27 protein-coding genes are annotated in these 25,042 nt (G+C 48.5%); 7 read left to right on the plus strand and 20 right to left on the minus strand.

What is annotated here, in order from left to right:
* Positions 1 to 6: 6 nt before the first annotated feature.
* The 4 genes from BM202_RS18765 to BM202_RS18780 form a co-directional block, all read right to left on the minus strand.
* Positions 7 to 447, minus strand: coding sequence for a lasso peptide biosynthesis B2 protein (locus BM202_RS18765; RefSeq protein WP_093828911.1), 441 nt, complete (start codon positions 445 to 447; stop codon positions 7 to 9).
* 136 nt (positions 448 to 583) lie between these two features.
* The gene (locus BM202_RS18770) at positions 584 to 823 is read right to left on the minus strand and encodes a hypothetical protein (protein WP_093828913.1); all 240 of its coding nucleotides are present in this window, start codon (positions 821 to 823) and stop codon (positions 584 to 586) included.
* A gap of 90 nt (positions 824 to 913) precedes the next feature.
* On the minus strand, positions 914 to 3,022 hold the full coding sequence (locus tag BM202_RS18775; protein WP_093828915.1) for a carboxy terminal-processing peptidase: 2,109 nt from the start codon (positions 3,020 to 3,022) through the stop codon (positions 914 to 916).
* Positions 3,023 to 3,090: 68 nt separating this feature from the next.
* Positions 3,091 to 3,861, minus strand: coding sequence for a BamJ family beta-barrel-assembly machinery protein (locus BM202_RS18780; RefSeq protein WP_262507698.1), 771 nt, complete (start codon positions 3,859 to 3,861; stop codon positions 3,091 to 3,093).
* A 373-nt stretch (positions 3,862 to 4,234) separates the two neighbouring features.
* On the opposite strand from BM202_RS18780, the gene atpA reads away from it, so the two are divergent.
* The 3 genes from atpA to BM202_RS18795 all read left to right on the plus strand — a co-directional run bounded on the left by atpA (position 4,235) and on the right by BM202_RS18795 (position 7,788).
* Entirely contained in the window at positions 4,235 to 5,809 is a 1,575-nt protein-coding gene (gene atpA / locus BM202_RS18785; RefSeq protein ID WP_093828919.1) for a F0F1 ATP synthase subunit alpha, read from the plus strand.
* A gap of 78 nt (positions 5,810 to 5,887) precedes the next feature.
* Positions 5,888 to 6,775 (plus strand): ATP synthase F1 subunit gamma, encoded by an 888-nt coding sequence (gene atpG / locus BM202_RS18790; RefSeq protein ID WP_093828921.1) that lies wholly within the window; start codon positions 5,888 to 5,890, stop codon positions 6,773 to 6,775.
* Positions 6,776 to 7,218: 443 nt separating this feature from the next.
* On the plus strand, positions 7,219 to 7,788 hold the full coding sequence (locus BM202_RS18795; RefSeq protein ID WP_093828923.1) for a DUF4136 domain-containing protein: 570 nt from the start codon (positions 7,219 to 7,221) through the stop codon (positions 7,786 to 7,788).
* A 139-nt stretch (positions 7,789 to 7,927) separates the two neighbouring features.
* On the opposite strand, the gene BM202_RS18800 is transcribed toward BM202_RS18795, so the two are convergent.
* From BM202_RS18800 to BM202_RS18830, 7 genes are all read right to left on the minus strand, one after another.
* On the minus strand, positions 7,928 to 8,458 hold the full coding sequence (locus BM202_RS18800; RefSeq protein WP_093829244.1) for a ferritin: 531 nt from the start codon (positions 8,456 to 8,458) through the stop codon (positions 7,928 to 7,930).
* Positions 8,459 to 8,569: 111 nt separating this feature from the next.
* The gene (locus BM202_RS18805) at positions 8,570 to 8,926 is read right to left on the minus strand and encodes a hypothetical protein (RefSeq protein ID WP_093828925.1); all 357 of its coding nucleotides are present in this window, start codon (positions 8,924 to 8,926) and stop codon (positions 8,570 to 8,572) included.
* 78 nt (positions 8,927 to 9,004) lie between these two features.
* Positions 9,005 to 10,351, minus strand: a complete 1,347-nt coding sequence (locus BM202_RS18810) for a peptidoglycan DD-metalloendopeptidase family protein (protein WP_093828927.1) — start codon at positions 10,349 to 10,351, stop codon at positions 9,005 to 9,007.
* 9 nt (positions 10,352 to 10,360) lie between these two features.
* Positions 10,361 to 10,987: a TMEM175 family protein gene (locus BM202_RS18815; protein ID WP_093828929.1), complete on the minus strand. Its 627-nt coding sequence runs from the start codon at positions 10,985 to 10,987 to the stop codon at positions 10,361 to 10,363.
* Between the two features lie 152 nt (positions 10,988 to 11,139).
* Entirely contained in the window at positions 11,140 to 12,627 is a 1,488-nt protein-coding gene (locus BM202_RS18820; protein WP_093828931.1) for an APC family permease, read from the minus strand.
* Positions 12,628 to 12,798: 171 nt separating this feature from the next.
* On the minus strand, positions 12,799 to 15,276 hold the full coding sequence (locus BM202_RS18825) for a glycoside hydrolase family 20 protein (RefSeq protein ID WP_093828933.1): 2,478 nt from the start codon (positions 15,274 to 15,276) through the stop codon (positions 12,799 to 12,801).
* 189 nt (positions 15,277 to 15,465) lie between these two features.
* On the minus strand, positions 15,466 to 16,416 hold the full coding sequence (locus tag BM202_RS18830) for a homoserine kinase (protein ID WP_093828935.1): 951 nt from the start codon (positions 16,414 to 16,416) through the stop codon (positions 15,466 to 15,468).
* 507 nt (positions 16,417 to 16,923) lie between these two features.
* On the opposite strand from BM202_RS18830, the gene BM202_RS36680 reads away from it, so the two are divergent.
* Entirely contained in the window at positions 16,924 to 17,286 is a 363-nt protein-coding gene (locus tag BM202_RS36680; protein ID WP_143100711.1) for a hypothetical protein, read from the plus strand.
* 72 nt (positions 17,287 to 17,358) lie between these two features.
* Here BM202_RS36680 and BM202_RS18835 read toward each other — a convergent pair whose 3' ends face one another.
* Together BM202_RS18835 and BM202_RS18840 are read right to left on the minus strand one after the other, a co-directional pair.
* Positions 17,359 to 17,838, minus strand: a complete 480-nt coding sequence (locus tag BM202_RS18835) for a hypothetical protein (RefSeq protein ID WP_093828937.1) — start codon at positions 17,836 to 17,838, stop codon at positions 17,359 to 17,361.
* A gap of 165 nt (positions 17,839 to 18,003) precedes the next feature.
* Positions 18,004 to 18,570, minus strand: a complete 567-nt coding sequence (locus tag BM202_RS18840; RefSeq protein WP_093829246.1) for a hypothetical protein — start codon at positions 18,568 to 18,570, stop codon at positions 18,004 to 18,006.
* A 151-nt stretch (positions 18,571 to 18,721) separates the two neighbouring features.
* Here BM202_RS18840 and BM202_RS18845 point away from each other — a divergent pair, with 151 nt between their 5' ends.
* From BM202_RS18845 to BM202_RS18855, 3 genes are read left to right on the plus strand one after another with little or no spacing between them, the layout of a single operon-like run.
* Positions 18,722 to 19,585, plus strand: coding sequence for an SDR family NAD(P)-dependent oxidoreductase (locus tag BM202_RS18845; RefSeq protein WP_093828939.1), 864 nt, complete (start codon positions 18,722 to 18,724; stop codon positions 19,583 to 19,585).
* A gap of 12 nt (positions 19,586 to 19,597) precedes the next feature.
* On the plus strand, positions 19,598 to 20,443 hold the full coding sequence (locus BM202_RS18850) for an MBL fold metallo-hydrolase (RefSeq protein WP_093828941.1): 846 nt from the start codon (positions 19,598 to 19,600) through the stop codon (positions 20,441 to 20,443).
* Positions 20,444 to 20,494: 51 nt separating this feature from the next.
* On the plus strand, positions 20,495 to 21,736 hold the full coding sequence (locus tag BM202_RS18855) for an FG-GAP repeat domain-containing protein (protein ID WP_093828943.1): 1,242 nt from the start codon (positions 20,495 to 20,497) through the stop codon (positions 21,734 to 21,736).
* Positions 21,737 to 21,823: 87 nt separating this feature from the next.
* On the opposite strand, the gene BM202_RS18860 is transcribed toward BM202_RS18855, so the two are convergent.
* The 7 genes from BM202_RS18860 to BM202_RS18890 form a co-directional block, all read right to left on the minus strand.
* Positions 21,824 to 22,174, minus strand: coding sequence for a hypothetical protein (locus BM202_RS18860; RefSeq protein ID WP_093828945.1), 351 nt, complete (start codon positions 22,172 to 22,174; stop codon positions 21,824 to 21,826).
* A 1-nt stretch (position 22,175) separates the two neighbouring features.
* Positions 22,176 to 22,526 carry a hypothetical protein gene (locus tag BM202_RS18865; protein ID WP_093828947.1) on the minus strand — a complete coding sequence of 117 codons (351 nt, stop codon included), beginning with the start codon at positions 22,524 to 22,526 and terminating at the stop codon, positions 22,176 to 22,178.
* A gap of 70 nt (positions 22,527 to 22,596) precedes the next feature.
* Positions 22,597 to 22,944 carry a hypothetical protein gene (locus BM202_RS18870; RefSeq protein WP_093828949.1) on the minus strand — a complete coding sequence of 116 codons (348 nt, stop codon included), beginning with the start codon at positions 22,942 to 22,944 and terminating at the stop codon, positions 22,597 to 22,599.
* Between the two features lie 53 nt (positions 22,945 to 22,997).
* A complete protein-coding gene (locus tag BM202_RS18875) occupies positions 22,998 to 23,357 on the minus strand; it encodes a hypothetical protein (RefSeq protein ID WP_093828951.1) in 360 nt (119 codons plus the stop codon).
* Positions 23,358 to 23,567: 210 nt separating this feature from the next.
* Entirely contained in the window at positions 23,568 to 24,254 is a 687-nt protein-coding gene (locus BM202_RS18880; RefSeq protein ID WP_093828953.1) for a hypothetical protein, read from the minus strand.
* A gap of 19 nt (positions 24,255 to 24,273) precedes the next feature.
* Positions 24,274 to 24,648 carry a hypothetical protein gene (locus BM202_RS18885; RefSeq protein WP_093828955.1) on the minus strand — a complete coding sequence of 125 codons (375 nt, stop codon included), beginning with the start codon at positions 24,646 to 24,648 and terminating at the stop codon, positions 24,274 to 24,276.
* A gap of 79 nt (positions 24,649 to 24,727) precedes the next feature.
* On the minus strand, positions 24,728 to 24,946 hold the full coding sequence (locus tag BM202_RS18890) for a hypothetical protein (protein WP_093828957.1): 219 nt from the start codon (positions 24,944 to 24,946) through the stop codon (positions 24,728 to 24,730).
* Positions 24,947 to 25,042: the final 96 nt, after the last annotated feature.

A 25,042-nucleotide genomic window follows, 5' to 3' on the forward strand; every position in this document is an offset into this window, starting at 1 on the left:
AGCTACTTATTGCCACGTCCACAATGGCTGAAAGTCTAATGGTTGCTGATTTGTAGCAGGAGAGTCGCCAATCAAGATTTTTCCGTTTTTCTTGACCCAGGCATGGGCTTCGAATATTCCGTTCTTTCGTACGCCAATTATTATCTCCGTCGCTTTATCTTTTCGCAACATATACTTTAACGCTAATGCCTGCGGCAAGCAGACGGCTGATAACGTATGGCTCACCGATTCGATGGCCCAAACGGTTTGCTTGATGGCTTCATCCCTAACATCCACTTGGTCATTAGTTGCAATGGCCGATGCGTAAGCGTTTTTAAAGCGAGAAAACGACAGTAATTTCAGCGCGAGACGTACCGAAGCAACAACGAAAAAAGCGTTCAGCAGCAGCATTTTATCCGAAAAGGACAGCGAGAAAAATTTCTTAACTCTTCGCAACCATTTTTCCATTACCAGTTTACGTTAAGAGTTTTTATTGAACACAGAGCCACAGAGAAACACAAAGGATTAATACACAATTATTTTATTACTCTGTGTTCTCTGTGGCTCTGTGTTCAATAAAAATAAAAGGTAGATTGATACGTACTTAGTTCATTCCGGCGAGCATCTCTGCCCGGGTTGGCCGGTCGGATGCCAGCTCATAAGCAATGCCTTCCCGGTCGAGATAATCAATAAACGTAGCGTAATCGTCCTTCTCGACCGAGAATACATACCAGTTTTCGTAGGGCTCGTTGAAGAGCTCAATTTCAGTTAATGAAACCTGTTTCTGAACAGCGTGTAATTGCTTTCGTTCGAGGTCGCCTTGTTTGATAAGAAAATACCACATAAATGGATTGATGTGTTTGATATAAAGCGAAAACCCCGCACATCAATCCGACGTACAGGGTTTTCAAATGGTCTAGACATAAACCAATGACTACTTATTCACAGCCAGATTCACGGCCAGAATATAATCGGCTAGGAGCAGGCCTGTTTCCGTTAGATACAGATCCTTTTTCTTCTTCGCCGTCGGCGATGGCGTTCCTGTTTCGTCTATTGATGTAGTGACCTGCGACACTTTTGTAGCAGCTGCTCGTTTACGTTCAGCTTCGTCGCGTTCTTTGCGACGTTTCGCTTCCTGTAATGACACTACGGTGTTTTCTTTGGCTTTCTTGAAATCAGCCAAATCCTGTGCTAGCTGCTTTAGTTCTGGGTCCGACTTCAGTCGCTGATCGAAACGATCGCGCAGGCGGGCCAGAATTTTATCGTCAACGGCACGTGATTGTTCATAGCGAGTTGACTTGATCTGATCCCAGGGCAACGCACTTGGCTGCGAACTTTCTCCGTACTCTTCTGCCGAAAATGCCGATGGAAACTGTACATCAGGAGTTACGCCTTTGTGTTGCGTGCTACTACCGTTAATGCGGTAGAACTTCTGAATCGTCATTTTCAACTGGCCCACCTTCTCAGGATCTTTCGGTAAAAACCGGTTCAGATCAACCAGTGTCTGTACTGTGCCTTTGCCGAAAGTCTGGCCTCCCACAATGATACCGCGTTTGTAATCCTGAATAGCGGCCGCAAAAATCTCCGACGCCGATGCACTGAACCGGTTCACCAGAACCGCCATTGGCCCATCGTACGTTACAGATGGATCGGGATCTGTATACACTTCGGTTTCGCCGTTCGACTCACGAACCTGTACAACCGGCCCATTTGGAATGAACAATCCAGTCAGGTCAATCGCTTCCGTAAGAGATCCACCGCCGTTATCGCGTAGGTCAATCACAATACCATCGACTTTTTCGCCTTTCAACTCATCAATGAACTTCTTCACGTCGCTTGTCGTGCTGCTGAAACCTTCCTCACGTTTGCGAGCGCCTTCAAAATCACGGTAGAACATCGGGATATTTATGACGCCAATCTTAAACGGTTTTCCGTTGTCAGAAACTTCAATCACTTCTTTTTTAGCCCGCTGTTCTTCAAGCTTAATTTTTTCACGTACCAGGCGAATTTCTTTCGGCGGAGCACCAGCCAGCGCATCGGGAGAAACGACCTGTAAACGTACCACCGTACCTTTAGGGCCTTTTATCAGCTTCACAACCTCGTCTACCTGCCAGTTCATGGTGTTCACCATAGCGCCATTATCGCCCTGCGCTACGCCCGCAATTTTATCGTTGGTCTTTAACAAATTGCTCTTGAAAGCTGGACCACCCGGTAATACACTCGTTATTTTGATGTATTCACCGTCTTCCTGCAACATGGCACCAATGCCTTCCAGCGACTGGCTCATCTCCTGGTTGAAGCGATCAGCACTATTGGGCGAGAAATAATTGGTATGTGGATCAAGCGACTCGGCAAACGAGTTCATATAGATCTGAAACACGTCTGCACTTTTCACCCGGTTAATGGCTTTGTCGAGGTTGGCATATCGTTGCTTCATCGTTGCCGTAACGACACTGTCCTTCCGGTTGCCTAAACGTAGCTCCAATTCCTGATTTTTCAGGATTTTTAGCCACAGTTCGTTCTGCTCTTCCACCGTTTTCGGCCAGGCAGCTTTCTCGCGATCAGTATTGAAGGTTTCATCAGCCGTAAATGTAAACGGCTTCGTGATCTGCGCTTTGATGAATTCACTACGTTCTGCATACCGTTTACGGAAAAGGTTATACAGATCATAGGCTGCTGTCAGATCACCGTTAATGAGGGCATCGTCAATTTGATAGCGGTACTTTTCGAAAGACGCTACGTCTGACGCCAGCAGATAGGTTTTATTGCCATCAACTTCTTTCAGGTAATTGTCCCATACAACCGACGAGAGTGAGTCGTTGAGCGGGACTTTCCGATAATGGTACTGCGTTAGTAGCTTGGCTACCTGTACTTCCACTTTCTCCTGCGAGATGGAAGGTTTAAGATCTGTAGCTAACGTGAAAGATGTTGGCCTTGATACCGCGCCTGCATCGGTAGCCTGGCCCGTGGCTCCATTCAATGGCGAATCCGGCTGAAAGCTTAGCATCAGCACGGGCAATAGGGTTACCAGATACTTTTTCATCTACATTACCCAGGTTAATGGCGAAAGAGTGAGCGGCTGGTGCCAGCCGCTCACTCTTTCGCTCTTGTTTATTGTTTAACAATATCAAGCAGCTCTACGTCGAATACCAACGTCGAACCAGGTTTAATATCAGCGCCAGCTCCCCGATCGCCATAAGCCAGATCAGATGGAATATAAAGTTTCCATTTTGAACCAACTGGCATCAGCTGCAGCGCTTCCGTCCAACCTTTAATCACCTCACTAACACCAAATTCGGCCGGTTGGCCACGCTCCACTGAACTATCGAATACTTTGCCATCCAGCAATTTACCCGTGTAGTGTACTTTAACTCGATCCGTGGCGGTTGGTTTAGCCCCAGTCCCTTCTTTTTCGACAGAATACTGTAAACCGCTGGCGGTAGTTGTTACACCTGACTTTGCTTTGTTCTCATTCAAAAATGCAGTGCCAATTTTTTTGTTCTCAGCCGACGCTTTCATACCTTCTGCGTTACGAGACGCCATCTGCTTCTGCATAAATGTATTCATCACCTGTCCAGCCTGCATCTGTGTCAACTTGGTCGGTTGATCTTTGAGTGCATCCTCTAAACCACGTATTAACAAAGCATTGTTAATATCAGAAATGCCCTGCTGCTTGAGATTCTGAGCCATAAACATCCCAATGCTATAGCTAACTGAATCCTGGGTAGAAGCTATTGAGGTTCCCGTTGCTGGTTTAGCGGCTGTGGAGGGTTTTGCCGTTGCGGGCTTTTTAGCCGCAGGTTTTTTCACTTGTGCAGTCGCGGAACCAGCGACAAAAATGGCTGACACCATACCGGCCAGCATCAATTGGTTGAACTTCATGCGAAAACGAAACGTGGTGTATATAAACGAAAGTAATACTATTGAAACGTGAATGAATGGGATAAAAGTTTAAGTATAGGCTGGTTTGACAAAAACATTTTGGTTCTCAATCGCTTCTCAAACACATTAGTATCCATTGGAATAAGGAAATAAAAGTAGCTTAAAAATTGGCTGAGATCAATTTTGACCTCTTAAACTATGGCTAATTTAGATAAACGGTTTCTATTGCTTGATCAATGGTTGCTGTCGTTGCTTTTTTATATCGGAAAAGTCTAAGATTCAGCTACTGAATATAGGTTTCGTCGTATTTTTATTAAATTTTAATCGTACCTTTGCGGCCGAAAAATCAATATTAAATTCTCATTATACACATATGGATTCCGTAAGACCCGACGAGATATCAGCCATCCTGCGCCAGCAACTGGCTGGAACGCAAACCGAGGCTGAACTCGAAGAAGTCGGTACGGTGCTGCAAATTGGTGACGGCGTAGCGCGTATCTACGGCCTCTCGAAGGTGCAGGCCGGCGAATTACTTTCGTTCGACAATGGGCTTCAGGCTATGGCTTTAAACCTTGAAGAAGACAACGTTGGAGCAGTACTGCTCGGCGATTATTCGGAAATTAAGGAAGGCGATACCGTTAAGCGCACCGATCAGATTGCCTATGTTAACGTTGGAGATGGTATCCTGGGTCGGGTAGTAAACACACTCGGTCTGCCAATTGATGGTCTTGGCCCCATTCAGGGCGAATTATTCCAAATGCCGCTGGAGCGTAAAGCGCCGGGCGTAATTTACCGCCAGCCGGTAAATGAGCCGCTGCAAACGGGAATTAAGGCTATTGATGCCATGATCCCTATTGGCCGCGGCCAGCGCGAATTGATTATTGGTGACCGTCAGACGGGCAAAACGGCCGTTGCGATTGACACCATTATCAACCAGAAAGAATTCTATGACAAAGGTGAACCTGTGTTCTGTATCTACGTAGCGTGCGGCCAGAAAGCGTCGACCGTGAAGCAAGTTGAGCAAACACTGCGTAAGGCTGGTGCTATGGATTACACCGTAGTCGTTGCCGCCAACGCGTCTGACCCTTCGCCGATGCAGTTCTTTGCGCCGTTTACGGGTGCCGCCATCGGCGAGTATTTCCGCGATACAGGCCGTCCTGCACTGGTTGTTTATGACGACCTGTCGAAACAGGCGGTTGCTTACCGCGAGGTATCGCTGCTACTACGTCGCCCACCAGGCCGTGAGGCTTATCCAGGAGACGTATTCTACCTGCACAGCCGCTTGCTGGAACGGGCCGCTAAGGTCAACTCCAACGATGACATCGCCAAAAACATGAACGATCTGCCACCTTCCTTAGTGGGTAAGGTGAAAGGTGGTGGTTCATTAACGGCTTTGCCAATTATTGAAACGCAGGCAGGCGACGTATCGGCTTATATTCCAACGAACGTAATTTCGATTACAGACGGCCAGATCTTCCTGGAGTCGAACCTGTTCAACTCGGGTATTCGCCCAGCCATCAACGTAGGTATTTCGGTATCACGTGTGGGAGGTAATGCCCAGATCAAGTCGATGAAGAAAGTGGCTGGTACGTTGAAGCTCGACCAGGCTCAGTTCCGCGAACTGGAAGCGTTTGCCAAGTTCGGTTCTGATCTTGATGCGTCCACCAAACTGACCATTGAACGTGGTCGGCGGAACCAGGAGATATTGAAGCAACCTCAGTACTCACCGGTTGCCGTTGAACAGCAGGTTGCCATTATCTACGCGTCAATCAATGGATTGCTGGATAAAGTGCCTGTCAACAAAGTAAAAGCCTTCGAGGGTGAGTTTGCTATGGTATTGAGTGCGCAGTATCCGGCTGTCCTGGCTGATCTCCGCGCCGGTAAACTAACCGACGAAGCTATTGCAACGCTGAAAAAAGTAGCGGCTGATCTGTCGGCGCAATATTAAAATCAGTCGATAGTCGGTAGTCAATAGTGGTTAGAAAAATACTGACGACTATTGACTATCGACTGACTTATTACACACATGGCATCACTGAAAGAAGTACGCGCCCGAATTGCCTCAATTAACTCGACTCAGCAGATTACCAAAGCCATGAAAATGGTGGCGGCTGCGAAGTTGCGCCGGGCGCAGGATAATATTACGCAACTGCGGCCTTATGCCCGGAAACTGAGCCAGATGCTCGGAACGGTTTCGGCCGGCACCAGCACAGCGTCCGAAAATCCGTACAAGCAGACACGTACCGTTGAGCGCGTTCTCCTGATTGTGGTTACGTCGGATCGTGGTTTATGCGGAGCCTTCAATACGAACGCCGTGAAAGGCGCACTAGCCCTCATCGACGAGAAGTACGCTTCTCAGGCCCGGTCCGGGAACGTTGAGATTATGGCCATTGGTAAGAAAGGGGCCGAAGCGTTTCAACGCCGGGGTTTTAAAGTAAACACGAACCACGTAGAAACATTTAGCTCACTGAATTTTGCCACGGTTCGCGCAGCCGCCGAAGAAGCTATGAATGGCTTTGCCACGGGTCGCTATGACGTGGTAGAAGTAATCTACAATGAGTTTAAGAATGCTGCGATGCAGATCGTACGAACGGAGCAGATGTTGCCCATCGTTTCGGTTGAAACACCGGCCGGCGTACCCGCTACATCGATCAATTATATCTTTGAACCATCGGAAGAGGAGATCATTACGGAGTTGATTCCGAAGACGATCAAGATTCAGTTGTTCAAAGCGGTGCTGGATTCAAACGCATCAGAACACGGTGCCCGAATGACAGCCATGGATAAAGCGACTGAAAATGCTGGTGAACTGCTGAAAGAGCTTCGGCTGGTCTACAACCGGACTCGTCAGGCTGCCATCACGACCGAAATTCTCGAAATTGTGGGTGGTGCCGAAGCATTGGCAAGTGCCTAAGAATATCTTACTTATTTTTACAGAGCAAAGCCGCTTCCACCCAGGGAGCGGCTTTGTCATTTATACCATAATTTTTGCCACTGATTGCAACGGTTTGCGCTGGGATAGCGTCATGGTGAAGAACGAACTGCTTTAGTACCTTCTTATATTACCGCTATGAGCCACTTTTAGTTGTCTTCAGCAGATGTAATAAGAGGCTGGGCAAGCTGGTTTAAGCCTACAAAATATTCCGTTGGAAGAGTTTGAATTAATCCTCCGTTAAAAATGCTTAAAATTGGATTAGCTTCTGATTTTCAGCTATTTAGAGAGGTGAGTGGGCGCATGGATAATGTGTAAAATCGGAACGAAGAAGCCCCGATTTTAGTTATTAAATTGTGATATACGAACGGCCGATTCTTTAGCGTTTACTTATCATTCCGGTACTATTTAACGACTCAAATAACATGAAACTCAAAAGCATAATCACTAGTCTGTTTGTTGTTGGTACGTTGGCATCCTGCGCACCTGCTCTTACGGTTAAATACGATTACGACCCCAAAGTGAACGTTCGGCAGTTTTCAACCTATCGTATCGAAGCTGATAGGCAACGTAACGCTGATCCCATTGTGGGCAGTAATTTGAACCAGCGCCGGATTGCCGATGCACTGGACCAATCGCTTAAAGCGCGTGGCTACAAACCCGTAACCCAGGGCGAAGCTGATCTGGTTGTTCGTTTCTTTATGGATTCTAAAGACAAGCAGCAGATTCAGTCCAACAACATGTATTCGCCTTATTCCTGGTGGTACGGTGGTATGGGTAACAACGTTTACTCACGGCAGTATGAAGAAAACCGTGTAGTTATAAACGTATTGGACGCCCGTACGAACGACATCGTATGGCAAGGTTGGGCAACTGGGCAATTAAATAGCCGCAATAAGGAGCGTGACCGCGATCAGGCTTTCCGCGAAACGGTGACCAGTATTATGAAGAACTTCCCTGAGAGTGCTGGCCAGGATTATGGCGCAGCTCGGTAAGGTATCAACATAGTCCATAAAAAAACCTGCTATCCGACGATGGCAGGTTTTTTTATGGACTATGTTGATGGCTAAGACGCCATTAGACGCAAAAAAGGCATCCACTGGTGGATGCCTTTTTTGAAATATCATAGGTTGACTATTCAAATACATTGCCATCGTAGGTAACGCTGGCAAGTTTTTTATCTAAGTAATAAACTTGATCGGCTGGAATCTGATCAATCAGTTCGAGGCAACGACGAGCGATATATTCTTCTTCCATCTGCTCTCTCACGTACCATTTCAGAAGCTCTTCAGTTGCGTAATCGTTCTCCCGGCGGCAAATGCTGATAATCCGATTGATCGAATCCGTTACAGAAATTTCCTGTTCCAGAGCACCTTCAAATACCGAACGTAGTGAATCGAATTCCTGACCGATTGCCGGAATCTCGGGTGAATAGGCAGTAGCGCCCTGGTCGCAGAGATAATGAAAGAATTTCATGGCGTGTTTACGCTCTTCTTCCGACTGTTTATAGAAAAAGCCAGCGCTATGATCAAACCCGTTCCGGTCGCACCAGCCCGCCATCGCCAAATATTTCGACGACGAAACCATTTCCATTTGTATCTGCTGGTTCAGGGCCAGTTCGACACTTTCTTTAACTGAGGTGCGTAATCTTGCTAAATCTTTCATGCTGTTAACCGTGTCCGGTGAGAAATTCATATGCCAAAACAACACAAAAAAACCGACCGTTGTTACACAGTCGGTTGATATACAGGAAATTTAGAAAAAGTCTATTTATGCCTATTCGGTTAAAGAGCAACCACATTCGCGGAGCATCGCGTTTAATTCAAGCATGAGTTTGGCACCGTTGAGCAATTCGCGCAAGTGAACAATTTCACAAAGCGTCAATACATAACAACGCTCGGAGCGGGGAAGCGCCAGGATTTCAACATCATCGGCAGCATCCGTGCTTAAGGCCATTTGCCGGATGTCGACCGTTTCGACCATACGCCGAAACTGAGCAAAATCACGCGCCGAAAACTGGGTATGCGTGTCCCAAAATTCCAGAATCAGCCGATTACTTACATCACACTGATAAACAACACCTCTCTCGGTCCGAAATACTTCCTGATATGTTACTGGTACGTTCCCCGTCATGGTTGCACAAATGATTATGCAAAGATACAACGCACTAGTTAGTTTAGATAGTTTCTAAACAATATTTTTTCAACAGAATTAAGGAGCCACAGTACTTGATAGCCAGCCTGTTTGCCCATCTGCACTACGTATCAACTGAAAGGTGTTGGCTGTGGCGAGCACGTCGACGGCCGAACCTACCGGCAATGTCTTGATGGTGGCAGCCTGACTGTTAGCGGACTCCAACAGATTGCCTGGAACAGCAAGCGCCAGCTTCTTAAGTGGCCGCTTGAGGGTTTCAACGGTATTACTCGCTACATAGCCAGTTAGCCCATCGGGTAACTCAACGCGCAGCCAGAATTCGGTACCGCCAATAATCGTCAAGGCCGATGAAGCAGATAGTTTTCGGAGAATGGGAGAATCACTGTGGGGCGCCAGACGAACCACTGAGCTAGCCGCCGACACACGTACTGAATCGCCAAGTCGTGATACCGGCACTACCGGTTGTTTCGCAGGTCCGCGTCCAAGCCGGATGAAAGGCAACGGATTTAGGGCTGAATTGCCAGGGCCATACAGGCCAAAGTGCAGGTGTGGGGCAATGGTGCGGGCATTTCCTGTATTTCCAACGAAGCCGACTGTATCGCCAACTGATACCCGCTGTCCGTTGCTGACATTCCAGCGATCAAGATGAGCGTAATAGAGGCTAATGCTGCGATTGTTGTCGGTCAAAAAAGCGAAATTCCCACCTAGTTTGTTGGTCCCAACGTTTGTGATGATGCCATTCACGGAGGCTAGTGCTGGTGTTCCTCTCGGTGCGAAAATATCCACGCCCTCATGCCGCCGACGACCACCATCGCGAACAGCGCCGAAAAAACTGGCAATCTGTTTGCTGTCGCGCCCCTGCACCGGAAACGCCAGGGATGGCTCGCGCGTAATGACAATCGTATAGTTGCCGCTACGTAGTAATTCGGGCTGAACCCGGATCAGGTAAGTCTGTGTTTTTCGAGGTTCCCAAGCCAATACATTCGTATCAGCTTTCGATGTAGCAACGGGCCTGGTTTGTTGACGATCGGCAAGCTCAAATACGTCAATAAACACCTGTGCTTCTTTTTGCCCCAGTGTTTCAACTTTTATCAGAAAGCGATCACCACGCTCTGCCGCCAGGCGATAACCCACCGCAAACGCTTTGTTGGCTGAGAAGTACCCACTTTCCCGATACGGTACGGTTATTCTAAGCGAATCCCGGAGAGCTCGTTCACCAGCCGTAATCCAGTCGCTGCCGAGTGCGGTCTGGTCAAGTTTAGCGACCTTGAGGGATTGACTATACTGGTCGTGGGGAGACGGAGATCGAAACAGGGTTTGCGTAGGACCAAAACCCGTACAGGCGCTGAGCCAGCCAGCCAGCAATCCAATCAAAAAAAAACGAAATACATTACTTACTGCCATAGTATTCTGTTAGACGACTTTTTCGCGGTGATAGATCAACCGGGATAAGTAAACAACCATGATTAATCCCACTAAAATACTTAAGAATGGGAGTAGAAATGATAACCCAGCAGCAGCCGCATAGGTTATCGTGCTAATGAGTAAACTCGTGTAAATCGATCGAATGCGGACCTGAGCCGCCGGTCGTTTGAGCAATCGGTAGTTATCGGTTGCGTAGTTCCACATGCTGAATAACGTCCAGGATATACCCGCAAAGAGCAGCATGTACAAAGCAGACGATAGCTGGTAAGCGGGGGTGTTGATGTAGTCGGCCAGCAACGACGTAGTGAACGGAACAAGACTTACCAACAGGAGTAACAGACCGTTATAAAACATAAACCGGACGTCACTCCGTCGAATAACGTTATACATCCGGTGGTGATTCAGCCAGATGATAAAGATGGTCGTAAAGCTGATGAAATAGGCGATGTAATTAGGCCATTGGTGAAACAGAGCCAGAGCTAAGGAATGAGTGGACGTAGCGGCTTTCAGACTTGGCGCTTTTAACTGAAAAGTAAGAAGCGTTATATCAATTGCAAAAACACCATCGCTGAAAGTTTCAACACGTACTGTATCGCTTTCCTGAAAATCTGCCATTCGTCCACGCAGGATTACCTGTTTAACAAACGGTTAGTGAGGCAAATAGTTATAAGCCCATCTATTACGTATCGCTTTATCGAGTGATGAGACGATGGGAAAATAACACAGAGTCTCATCTCTCGATAAAATTTACGTCCAAGAACGCCTAGCTAGGCTTCCGCCCGCTGGCTCCGTTTAGTCAGGAAGTAGACAGGAATACCCAGGCCTGCAATTAAAAGGCCCATACCGGTATTGAAGGTTTTTGTGTAGAGCAGAATCGCGCAGATGGTTAGGCCCGCAATGATATACAGCGCTGGAACAACCGGATAGCCAAACGCCCGGTAAGGCCGCTCTGTGTTGGGTTCAATGCGCCGAAGCCGGAACAAGCCAAAAATGGTGACGATGTAGAACAACAGGGAAGCAAATGTGCAGTAATCGAGTAAATCACCGTATTTACCCGACAGACACAATAAGGAGGCCCAGATACACTGAAGCCATAAGGCCCGGCCGGGCACCGCATTCTCGTTCAGGTGCGAAGCCTGTTTAAGAAATAACCCATCTTTCGCCATAGCATAATACAACCGTGCGCCAGCCAGAATCAGGCCGTTATTGCAGCCGAAGGTCGAAATCATAATCAGCACCGCCATGATGGCAACCGCTACATTTCCGAAAATCGTTTCAACGGCGGCCGTCGCAACACGGTCGGCGGAAGCAAATTGAATAGCCCGGCCGATGATGTCCGTTGCGGTTGGAGAGCCTTTTAACGGGAGCAGCGACAGGTAAGAGATGTTCGCTAAAAAGTAGATGGTTGTAACAAGGAGCGTGCCGAAGAACAGAGCCAGTGGAATGTTCCGACGTGGATTTTTGATTTCGCCAGCAATGAACGTTACGTTATTCCAGGCATCAGCTGAAAATAATGAGCCGACCATCGACGTACCGAATGCCAGAATGAGCGCCATACCCGCCAGGGGTAATACTTCTCCCGTGGCCGATGTAAGGCTGGCATCCCAGGCATTGTCAAGATTGGTGGAGAGCAAACCACTACTCAGTCCAATCGTAATACCTATCACAATCAGCCCCAGCAGCGCAATCAGTTTGGCCGATGTAAATACATTCTGGATGAGTTTTCCGCTCTGAACACCCCGGCTGTTAAGCCAGGTTAATAAGACCAGGCTACCAATGGCAAATAATGACCCCAGGGTAATTTTGACGGGTCCCAGTGCAAGCAGTACGTTGTCGGGACCGAGCGCAGGGACAAACACCGCTGTGTATTTAGTGAAGGCGACCGCTACGGCTGCAATCGTACCCGTCTGGATTACCATAAACACTGTCCAGCCATACACAAAGCCTGTCAGTGGACCGAAAGCCCGTTGAATGTAAATGTATTGGCCACCCGCTTTGGGCATCATGCCGGCCAGTTCGCCATAACTGAGGGCGGCCGCTACGGTCAATACACCGGTCAGCACCCAGAGCATGAGCAGCCAGCCCGACGAGCCAAGATTGCGGGCCATGTCGGCTGTAACGATAAAAACGCCGGAGCCAATCATGGAGCCGGAAACGATAAGGGTCGAGTCGAGCAGACTCAGCGAGCGTTTGAATTCGGTTGGTTCGGTAGCCAAATCGGCTGACGAAACAGAGTTTGCCTGATTGTTTGCCATGAAGAAAAAGATATTAATGACAAGAACCGGCCAATCGGGCAAAAAAACAAACTGCTGCCGCTAAATCCTCCCATATCTCACCCTAATTGATAATTAATGTTGGGAATAACGGACTATTTGCCAAATTGTATTTTGTCGATTACTCACGGTTTAAAGCCTGTCTTCGGCTAATTAGCGCACCTCAATTTCATCCACCGCTAGTTGGGCCGCCTTGCCGGGCGTTCGCATTCCTGCTGGAACCTGCCCAACATTTTGGGCGATAACGCGAACGTAGCGGACCGAGGTCGGTGCGAAGTCGAATGGGAGACGGACGATCGCTCGTTTGCCATTTTCGCTGGCGTTCGTCCTGGCCGTAAGCACAGACGTAAATGTCTTTCCATCCTCAGAAACGGAAATCTCAACTTGTTTAGGTAGGCAGAAATTCTTGGCCGTATATTTCAAAAAGCCGATGCGAACCCGTTCCACCAACTCCAACTGGCCGAGGTCAATCACTACGTTAATATCGGTCTTGAACGAGACAATACCGGCCACTTCGTAGCCACCCATGCCAGCCGTTGTGCCGTCGGTCAGGCTATAGTTTTTGTCGGGACGGGAGCTGTTGGGGGCGTTAAGCAGCGTGTACGGTTTACTGGTAGCTTTCGAGACGATAAACTCTTTTCGCACTTTCGCCAGTTGGCTCAGCGCCTTGTCATTGAGGAACGTAGCGGTTCGAATAATAGCCGATTTTTCCAGTACGAATGGCTTTTCATAAACCGATGATTCGCCCGAAGGGATACTACTATCGGTCGTGTAGCGAATGGCTGGTGGCGGAAAGCCAGGAGAATTACTTAACGATGGGTTTTCATTTGACAGCGTTACCTCAACTTTGCCTTCGGGAGTTGGCTTGGCTGTGGGTATAGCATCATAAATTGTTCGGGCGTAGTTGACGTTTAACGTAGCTAATCGCTCGAAATGGATAGCTAGTCGGCGCGTAAAGTCGTCGTAATTTTTAAGCGATAAGGGCGTCCAGGCAATTTCGGCCATCGCTGCAGCCCGTGGCCAGATCATGTACTCGGCCTGATCGGGTGTTGATATATACTCCGTCCAGATGTTCCCCTGTACACCCAGAATGTGTGTCGCGTCGGCGGGCGACAATTCGGCAGGAGTGGGGTCATAGGAGTATGCCTTTGCCAGGGGCAAAGCACCGCCAAAGCCTGTTGGTTCCATTTCGGGGTCGCCCTGAAAATGGTCGAAATAACAGAACTGGCCGGGTGTCATAATAACATCGTGCTGTTGTTGGGCCGCTTTGATACCACCTTTGATACCGCGCCAGCTCATCAGCGTTGCCTTGGGCGACAGCCGAAGTTTCGGACTATCACCTTCCAGAATTTCGTCCCAACCAATTATTCGACGCCCTTTAGACGTAACGAATTTGTCAATTCGGATAACGAAATACCGTTGTAATTCACTCTCGTTTTTTAACTTTTGACGCTTGATAAGCTGCTGGCAAAAGGCGTTTTTTCGCCACACCGTTTTAGGACACTCATCACCACCAATGTGAATATACTGGCTGGGAAATAAGGCCATTACTTCGGTCAATACGTCTTCCAGAAACGCAAACGTCCTTTCGGTTGGACAAAATACATCATTGAATACCCCCCATTTCGTTGACACCCGATACGGTTCGTTTGATAGTGATTTGGGCGAGCAACCCAGTTCAGGATAAGCCGCCAGCGCAGCCAGTGCGTGACCAGGCAGTTCTATTTCCGGTATAACGTTGATATACTTGGTCGCGGCATAGCGAACCACCTCCCGGATGTCGGCCTGCGTATAAAAACCACCGTACGGCTTACCGTCGAATACTTGCGGATCATAATCGTCGTAGTGGCCAATAATCGTTTCGGATCGGTGCGAGCCTATCTGAGTCAGTCTGGGGTATTTTTTGATCTCAATGCGCCACCCCTGATCGTCGGTGAGGTGCCAGTGAAACGTATTGAATTTATGCAGGGCCATCAGGTCAATGTATTTCTTGATGAACGCTACGTGAAAAAAGTGTCGACTAACGTCGAGATGCATCCCACGATACACATAGCGCGGACGATCCTCAATGCGGCAGGCAGGAATGGTGAGGGGCATGGGGCGTGGGGTATGGGGCAGAGAGTTTTGGTCGGGGAGTAAGGACTCCGTGCCCTGTGCTCCACGCCCCATGCCCTTACCCCCATGCCCCAATACCGCGGGTGGCAGTAATTGATACAAGGTCTGAACGGCGTAGAAGAAACCCTTCGGGTTAGCGGCTTCGATGGTCACCAGCTTATCTGTTACGTCGATTCGGTAGCTTTCTTCGCTGAACGTTGTATCGCGGGATGGTAAAAATTGAATCAGGTTTGAGCCAGTGTCCCGGTTCTCCTGCGATGCCTTACTGGTATTTCGTAGTGCAATCGTCAGGCCACTACTGCGGTTCAATTGATGCGCGAACGTATCGACAATGGCTTTTAGCGCGGTCTGAGAGAAAGGGAGACTGATTGTAGTGGTGTGGTTGATGATGAATTCGCCGGGACGAGCCTCCAACTGAGCTGGGCGTGGAATGATGGTATAGCGATCAGTGGACTGACAAAAGGCAAGGGCTGATTGCAGCATACAAACAGCAATCAGTGAAAAACGAATAAGCATACGCAAGTCCGGCGGTGGCCGATAATCTTCAAAATCAACGTAGAAAGGTTGGAAACCGTGTAAATATCTTGCCGTATGTCGTTGTTATTTGCTCTGTTGCGGGTTTGAGCCCGTGCCAGAACGGTCATAAAACAGGGGGACAATTCAAAATTGTCCCCCTGTTTTTAACAAAAAACTTTATGCAGGTAATTAACTGGGTACTTGTTCGCCAACGAGCACTTTGGGGCCCTGACGGTTGATCTGCGAAACATAAGCTTCACTGGTGATGCCAACGGACAGAAACGCCTGTTGCATAGCCGCGCCAACTCGTTCAGCAATTTCGGCGCTGCGACTCAGGGCAAACATAGATGGCCCCGACCCAGAAATACTGCATCCGAGAGCGCCATTATCCAGAGCAGCCTGTTTGGCCTCGTTAAATTCCGGGATCAAAATCGCCCGGACTGGCTCGATAATTACGTCGACCAGAGATCGGCTGATGAGATCGTAATCGGGCGTCATCAAACCGGCAATCAATCCCGCTACGTTCCCCATCTGGATGATGGTGTTCTTCAGAGAGACTTCATTTTTGAGGATAAATCGGGCATCTTTCGTATTGACCTCAATATCGGGGTGAACCAGCGTACAGAACAGCGAAGCAGGCGTTTCAATCCGAATAACATCCAGCGGTTGATAACTGCGAATGACGACAAACCCGCCCAGTAGGGAAGGGGCTACGTTATCCGCATGAGCGGAACCGCTGGCTATGCGCTCGCCTTCCATCGCAAACGGTAGTAACTTCATGATTGGCAATGGCCGCCCAAGGAGTTCATTTATGGCATAAACACCCGCTACCGAACTGGCGGCACTGGACCCCATGCCACTACCCAACGGCATTTGTTTATGCAGCACAATATCGACACCTACATCGGTCCGATTGATGTGCTTCAGGTATGTCTGAATGGCAATGCCCGCAGTGTTGCGTGATGTTTCGCGGGGTAGTCGACCTTCGTCACCAATAATATCGGTAATGCGAACGCCCGGCTCATCGCGGGCGGTAAGCGTAATCTGATCGCCGGGATTATCGACGGCAAAGCCAAAAATGTCGAATCCACAGGCCACATTGGCAACTGTAGCGGGGGCAAACACAGTAATTGAATCCACGATAGGAAAGGGGCAATTTATGCACAAATTAAGCGATTTTAGGCCGTAAAATCAATGTCGCCTGATTGGGCTCACCAATCTACTTATGCGTTTTGCGGTGCAAAAAAATAATCCTATCATACCGCAACATTTACAATTTATATAATGAACAGCCGAAACATGATACTTTGCATTGCCATGAGTTTTATAGCTCGATTATCCCAATTCTACTCGGCGATGGCATTCCATTATTCAGGAAAGGGCAGCCGGAATTGAAACTAACGCTGCTATCTGCTACGTCTTTTGAAAAAGGACTTGCGCAATTACACTACGTTCGAGAGGGTTTAAAAATTAATTAAGTACTATTACTTATGGTTTATTGTTGATAATGAGGTAATTAACGGTATATATTGAGTATAATTCTATATTTAATTTACATTAAAGCTGCAACGGTAAACGGGGGCTTGTCGTACCTAATAGGGAAGACCTACCATATTCCTGATTTAGTCCCCTAAACAGTCTGCATTAATGAAAAAAATTATTCTCTCAGCTTGCGTTGTAGCCATTTTAGCCCTCGGCTATTCCTGCACGAAAAGTTCGGACCTTTCACCTAACGCAACGAGTGCAACGGCTCGTAGTGGATCTGTTCAGTCAGGATCGGCGACGGGTCCGCATAGTGGTACGACCACACCTCCACACAGCGGCACGTCAACTCCTCCGCACAGCGGCACGGGCGGTCCGGGTGGGCCTCCTCCTGGTCCGCCACACAGTGGCACGGCTACCGGTCCGCATAGTGGAACGGGCACACCGCCACATAGTGGTACATCAACTCCTCCGCACAGCGGAACAGGTGGCCCAGGTGGTCCGCCTAAGCCTCCGCATCACGGCTAGACTAGCCGTAACCTATAATCAAAAAGGCCAGATTCCCGTCAGAATCTGGCCTTTTTGATTAGCTACTACGTTCTATTCACCAAATAACTGAGTCCAAAGACCTTTTGCTTTTTCTTTTGCGACTTCAATTTGAAGAGCGGCTTCGGCTTTCAGTTCGTCTAATTTAACCTGAGCGGCCGCGAGTTGTACGGCAGCTTCGGCCTTCATTTCATCAAACTTATCCTCAGCTACGTCCGATAGCTCATCCGCTTTTTTTGAGGCTGCGGCAAAGGCTGTTTCAGCCTGGGCTTGGAGACTCGCCAGATTCTCGGCAGTAGCGGCTTTGGCCGCTTCAAAATGCTCCGTTGCTTTTGCCTGTAATCCGTCAATATCAATGTCTTTGCCAAATTCTTTTGCCTGCGCTACCAACTTGTCTTTCATCTCATCAAGCTGGGTGGCGGCAGCATCGAAGTGCTGGCCAGCTTCTGTTTTGAACGATTCAAGTTTTTCGGCGGCTGTTGCTTTTGCCGCCTGAACTTGTTCGGTAGCAGCAGCTTTATCGTTATTTTCCATGTGATTACTTGTGAGATTTTAGTTACGAGCGAAAGTTGACAAGAAACGTGAGGAAAACCAAAAAAGAAAAGGAGGAAGGGAGTGGGGCAAAAGGGAGAGGAAAAAAAGAGGGACGAAAGGAAGAATGGGTCTTGTCTATTCCTTGCGGCTCTCACTTTTTTTCATTCAGCCCAGGCGCCGAACAATCAGGCTATTGACTAACTCAAATAAATTGGCGGGTTTGAGGGTTCGCCAGTTAGCAATGTCGAGTGTACCGCCGAAATTGATGTAGTAATCGAGATGGTACTTTTTCCATTCCCGTTCGATGAATTCCGGAGAGTGAATAGCGGCAATCCAGCCATCTTCCACATCTTCAAACCACTCTTCATAATAACTATCGTCGGAGCCGTGGAAGTTTAAAATGTTCTCGCTAACCAGTATAAAATACTTGATTCCCTGCTGAACGAGCGGATCAATAACCTGTCGTTTGAGGTACATGATGTCATTGTGAAGCGTATCATTCCATTCCCCGAATAGTTCGATAACAACGAATTGCCGGTCATAATTGGCAAACAAGATCTTACAATACAGCGTCTCAGAGCCAATTTCATCCCAGAGTGGATGGATGTAGTAGCCATAGATCGTATTTTCGTATTGCTGCATGTTGTACTCCCGCTCATAGAATGGCGATTGCTCGTCTTCTGAAGCCGTATAGTACTTCTCCCAGCCGTAAAAGGGTTCAATGTCCTGCATGATTAAAAGCGAAATCGGACCGCCGAAGCGGATTGAATGAGCGAAAGTGCGAATAAAACCTGTGTCAGTCATTCACTCTTCCATTTACTATTAATATGCTTAACGCCAATTTTCGGGCGATTGTTGAGCTGGATTAGGGTAAGTTTACACGATGAAACCTGTCAGCAAAAACATTCTTATTACCGGCGTTTCAACGGGTATTGGTTACGGCGCGGCAAAGCAATTCATCCGGCACGGCTATACTGTTTTTGGCAGCGTTCGTCAGCAGGCCGACGCCGATCGGCTGCAGGCTGAATTTGGTAGCCAGTTTACCCCAATGCTGTTCGACGTAACGGATGCCGAAGCCGTGAAGACAGGCGCCATCTGGTTGGCCGAGCGATTAGCAGGAAGTGGGTTGGCAGGGTTGATCAACAATGCGGGCATTGCCATTGGAGGGCCGCTGCAACACCAGCCTATTTCCACGATCCGGCAGCATTTCGAGGTAAATGTATTGGGCGTATTGCAGGTGACGCAGGCATTTTTGCCCTTGCTGGGCGCGCAAGAAAACCATCCGGTTCAGCCCGGTCGAATTCAGAATATCAGCTCGGTGAATGGACAGATCGCCATTCCGTTTATGGGAGCCTATGTTGGCTCTAAATTCGCGCTGGAAGGTGTATCCCATAGCCTGCGTCGGGAGTTGTCTTTGTTCGGAATTGACGTAGTGATTGTTGGGCCTGGAGCCGTTAAAACACCAATTTGGGGTAAAGGCACGGACATTAGTCCCTATAAAGACACGGCTTATTATCCAGCTATGCAGGGATTTCTGAAGCAGGTTGAAGCGGCCGAAAACCGAGGATTATCAATCGATTACCTTGGCGAACGTATTGTGGATATCCATGAAACCGCTCGCCCTCGCATTCGCTATGCATTGGTACCCAATAAATTAGTTGGCTGGGTGCTTCCCCGCTTGCTGCCTGACCGGGTGCTGGACTGGATTCTGGGACGTATTAGTGGACTGCGACAACCGAAAAATTAACTGGTACGAACTGTGCTTAAACCCGCTTTTCAAAAAGACGACGCGCTTCTCGCTGATATAAACGCTGCCCAAAACCAATCTGATGTCTTGAATGTCTGGTGGCTTGGACAAAGTGGCTTTTTGCTGCAATACAACGGTAAGCACGTATTGTTTGATCCCTATCTATCCGATTCACTATCTGAGAAATATGCCGATACTGATAAACCACACGTCCGCATCTCGGAACGGGTAATTGATCCCGCACAGTTGCTGATGATCGACGTAGTGACGTCCAGCCATAACCATACCGATCATCTTGATGCCAATACGCTGCTACCACTTATTGCCGCTAACTCAACGATACAATTTGTCATACCTGAAGCGAATCGTGCTTTCATTGCCGAACGACTTCAATCCAGGCCGGACTGGCCCATTGGCCTGACGGATGGACAAACCGTGACTGTTGATGAGTTCACTTTTCATGGGGTTCCGGCGGCACACAATGAAATTGAACGCGACCCCGAAGGTCGATGCAAATTCATGGGATTCGTGGTGAAAATTGGCCCTTTCAGCATCTACCATTCTGGCGATACACTCTGGTATGACGGCATGGTGGAAATTCTGAAACCTTTCCAGGTAGACGTAGCGTTTCTGCCCATCAATGGGAACAAACCTGAACGGCGCGTGGCAGGTAATCTTAATTCGGATGAAGCGGCCCGGCTTGGAAAGGCGATTGGTGCACAACTGGTTATTCCGCATCATTACGATCTGTTTGAATTTAACACCGCCGACCCCGCCGAATTTGTGCAAGCCTGTGAACAATACGGTACGCCCTATCGCGTCCTGCAATTGGGTGAGCGGGTGAGCATAAGCCGGTAGAACTACTGTTCGCCAACCTTTATTCCATTGTCCTGACCTACCTAGTAGCCTATGAAAAATTACCTTCTCTACTTGTTATTTATAGCCTCTCCGTTGTTGGCCCAAACCGATACAACTAAGGTTAAATCGCTGAATTTCAAGATTCAGGTTGTTGATAATCAGATTTCTATTGGCTATGGTCTGGCTATTGGTGACGTAGATGGTGATAAAAAATCCGATATTCTTTTGGCCGATCAGAAGGAGATCGTCTGGTATAAAAATCCCGGTGATAGAACGTCTGCCTGGAAACGCTACGTCATGGCGGCCAACCTGACGCCCCAGGATAACGTCTGTATTGCCGCGCGCGATCTGGATGGCGACGGACGCGTAGAAGTGGCTGTTGGTGCAGGTTGGAACCCCGCCGAGACAACCGATAGTACCCAATCGGGCGCTGTTTTTTATCTAATTCGTCCCCAAGACCCCACCCAAAAGTGGGAGCCCGTACGTCTTCACCATGAAGTAACCACGCACCGGATGCGCTGGGCCAGAGTTGGTAAAGACAATTATCAGTTAATCGTTGTGCCTTTGCATGGCTTGGGTAACAAGAACGGCGAAGGCCGGGGCGTTCGGATTTGGGGCTATGAATTTCCGAAAGATCCACGTAGTGTGTGGAAGCGGCAACTGGTCGACTCAACCATGCACCTGACGCATAACTTCGAGATTTGGGAAGATGGTGACAACGGTTCAGCTACGGGGTTAATTATCGCCGGGAAAGAAGGGGGAAATGTCTTTCAATGGCGCAAAAAGAAATGGCGTCCATTCAATGATGAATCCGCCAGTAATGCGCTGCCATTGCTAAACAAAGGTGTGGATGGTATTGGTGAAATCCGACGGCTTAACGGTGGCACGTCCATTGCGACGATTCAACCCATGCACGGTAATTTATTGCAGGTGGAAAGTGGCTTCTATTCGTTTCAAAAACCACGGAAACTGGTCACCGATAAGGAAATAGACGTGTTAACGGACTTATTTAGTCAGGGACACGCCCTTGTCTGCGGAGATTTTCTGGGGATTGGCAGCGATCAAATTGTGGCTGGCTGGCGAAATCCCAATGCTGAAAAGAAAGTTGGCGTTCGCTTGTTCAAGCCCAAAGAAGAAGGAAACATAGAAGGTTATTCGCTCGATGACAGCGTTCGAATGGCCTGCGAAGATCTGCAAGCCGCCGATCTCGATGGTGATGGTGATTTAGACCTTATTGCATCGGGACGGTCAACCCTTAACGTATTGATTTACTGGAATCAGCTCAAGCCGTAAGAGGTTGTTCGTTTAGGGTATTCGGTCTACAGTTTTGCGTCAACCCACCGTGGCAACGGACCGCCGTAAACCGAATACCCTAAACCATCATTGATGGCTTATTAGCCCGGCCAGCGATTTTAGGGCCGATGCCATTCCATCAAGACGGGGAGCAATGTCGCCTTCGGAGCCCATCATGGTGCTAAACTCGACGGTTTGGGTCGCCAACGTGTCGAGCAACTGACTTAATTCTTCCGGCGTAATCTGGTCGCTTTCCAGCTGCGTTTTTACCTGTTCGAGCGTACTGGTTATCTCCTTTGCGTTTTCGGTTTTCTGGAGTTGCGCGAGCCATCGGTCAATAACGCCCAAGCCACTTTGTGGCGTGGCACTTGCCATATCGCCTTCTAGGACGTCCATTGTCGCGTCGAGCAAATCAGTGGATTCTTCGTGAGTAAGCATATTAAATCTGATTAGTGAAATTACGCAAAGCAGCCGCTAACTGGGTAAGCTGATGGGCTGTTGTCCCGTCAACGGATGGCTCATGGGAGAGCGTCTGCGTATGGCTTGCCATGCTAAGCAACAGATGACGAATTTTTTCGCCGTCGTACTCGCCTGTTTTCAGGTGATCGCGCAGGGCCGCAACTTCGGCCAGAATGCGTTCGGCACCCACATCACCCGGCAGGGCATTCAGCCAGCCCTGAAGTAATAAAATCCCCTGTTCGGCGGATACAGTAGCATTAGTGCCGTCTCCGAACGCGCCTAACGTATCATTTAGCATTCGGTGTTCAAGGGTTGTTCCTGTTCCTTCCATTGTGTATGTAGTGAATTAATTTTTGCAATGTGTAAGACTCATTTAGGCATCCAAAGTTGCACAAGTCCTCTTATGATTTACGGCCCAAATGGCGTAGGATTTTTGATAGGCTCTCCAGGCCGCCTGTCCAGGTACCTTCGGAAATAGGGTCTTCGGCTACGGCCTGTGTTTTATCGGCCAGACTGACCAGTAATTCCCGGATGTAAGATTCATCGGGTTGAGCCGCCTGCAACGCCGTGCGAAGTTCGCCGAGTTGTCCTTTTAGTTGATCCAGGTTCGAATCACCCTGCAAGGCCTGTAGCCAGCCATCGATGAGCATAATTGCCTGAGCCGACGAAACCGCAAATCGGTCGTTATCCCGAAGAGCGGTGAGGGTGTCATTGAGCATGCTCTCCTCCAAAATGTTCGATCCTAACATATTAATATCAGTGAAAAGTTGTTTTTATCTGTAAACATTCGGTTATGGCTAACTTATCGGTTATCAACGACTTGTAGGCCTGCCAGCTTGCGTAATGTTTTTGCTAAGTTTTCTAGTTCACCAGCTGTTTGCTCCTTCGTATTCGATCCTTGCGCTACCTGCGACGTATGGTCCGCAAGGCTAAACAGCAATTCCCGAACGCGGTCAGGGTCGGGATGATTTAACTTGAGCTGATCGCGTAGTTCCTTTAACTTTTCTTCAATGATGACGGTACTTGCATTGCCTTCAATTACCTCCAGCCAGCCGTCAATTAAGTCAACCCTGGCGGGCGATGAAGCCGAAGTGGAATTATTTTCGTCGGTGAGGCTATTGGTACGTTCAAACAGCCGCTGATCTAATGCATGAGAAGGCATAGTTTTATGGATTTGCAAGCGGTTGAGAAGCAATTAGCCTAAACGATTCTCAACCTGTTGATGATTTATTGCTCTTTAAATAACCCGCCCAGGAGCGGTTTGTTTAGCGCGCTTAGAAGCATTAGTCGATAAACTAAAGCGCAATCTGTGCAGACGGAGCGATTGATAGGTATCAATAGTACTGACGCACAGATTGCGTTTATGGGCTGATTAATACTGAGATCGGCCACCCGATTGACTTGAATCAGTATCGCCGGTACCGCCCGAAACGCCCATGCCCGACATTCGGGACGTATCACTTCGAGACAATTGCCCGCTATCTCGCTGCGAGCTATTCGAGTAGTCATCGCCTTCCGACGAACCGGAAGTGACCGAACGACCATTGCCTTCGGTTGTGTCATCCGCCGATTCATCGCTGATCGTACCGCCAGTACGATTCGACAGGTCATCATCAGTTGCACCAAATGCCGAAGCGCCGGTTCCACGGGTAGTTGATTCGCCCCCGACGGTGCTCGTCATAGGCGCCTGCCCACCCGTAGCAGCCGGTCCGGATACGCCACTAATTTGTTGGCTGAAACCTTCCAGAGTTTTTGCCAGGGTGTTTAATTCTGGTTTACTATCCGAGTCGGCTGAAGTGGCAATTTCCTTTGTTTGACTGGCCAGATCGGCCAGGATTTGCTGAACGTGTGCGCCGTCAGGATTGTCACTTTGTAATTCAGTTTTCAACTCGTTCAATGTAGTAGCGACGGAATTGCCAGCCTGATCGTCAGATTTCAGGAACGTGATCCAACTGTCGATAAGTGAAATTCCATCCGTAGGGGAGATGCTGGTTACGTTACCGTTGAAAGCTCTGGCAGTTAGATCGACCAGATTGGAAGCATGCTGATTTATGGCCATAAGTAGGGTTGATTTCGGGTTAAGCGATAGAATTAACAGCCTGCCGATGCAGATTTTCGAGGGTAGCGATCAATTGCGAAAGTTCTGTTTGTTCAACACTGGCTTCGGCCGTAGTGGCCAGGTTCCGGGTCTGGTCAATCAGTTCCTGTAATAAATCCGCTATCTGCTGGTTATCAATCCGATTATAGCGTTGGGCGGTGTCGACCTCCGCGCGTAGTCGTTCGAGCGTATCGGCTATATCTTCGGTAGCGTCATCGCCGATTTCGTCAAGCCGATTCAACCACTTATCAATCAGCGACAAGCCATCGGTTGCTGTGGTTGTATCAATATTTCCGTCGAGGGTATTTACCGTCTGCCCAATGAGCGAGAGCTGGTTTTGGTCGTTCGTAATCATAAGGTTGTTTGTTGAGTAATAAATTTGTTGTTCTCGTTAATGAGTCTATTGGGGAGCTGTGCATAGCTACACCGTTAACTTACCTGGCCAGCCCTCGGGCAAAATTGGCATTGAGTGCATCGCGAAGCTTTCGGAGCGGTTCGGCCACCCATTCTGTATTGACGTTGGAACGAACAATACCGATCCATTCCGAAACCAGATTGACGCCTTCGTTGGTGGTGGTCGAGGACGAACCACCGCCAAGTACAGTTAACGTATCGTCGAGCATAGTGGCAATTTTTTGATCGTGATGTGCCATAACGTTCAATCCATTAGTTTTGGGGAAAACCCATACCTCCGGTGATTGTTCGCCGAACGAACGTATTTCCCAGTTAGCTCACAATAATTTAATTAC

It is taken from the genome of Spirosoma endophyticum, assembly GCF_900112365.1.
Classification (GTDB): domain Bacteria; phylum Bacteroidota; class Bacteroidia; order Cytophagales; family Spirosomataceae; genus Spirosoma; species Spirosoma endophyticum.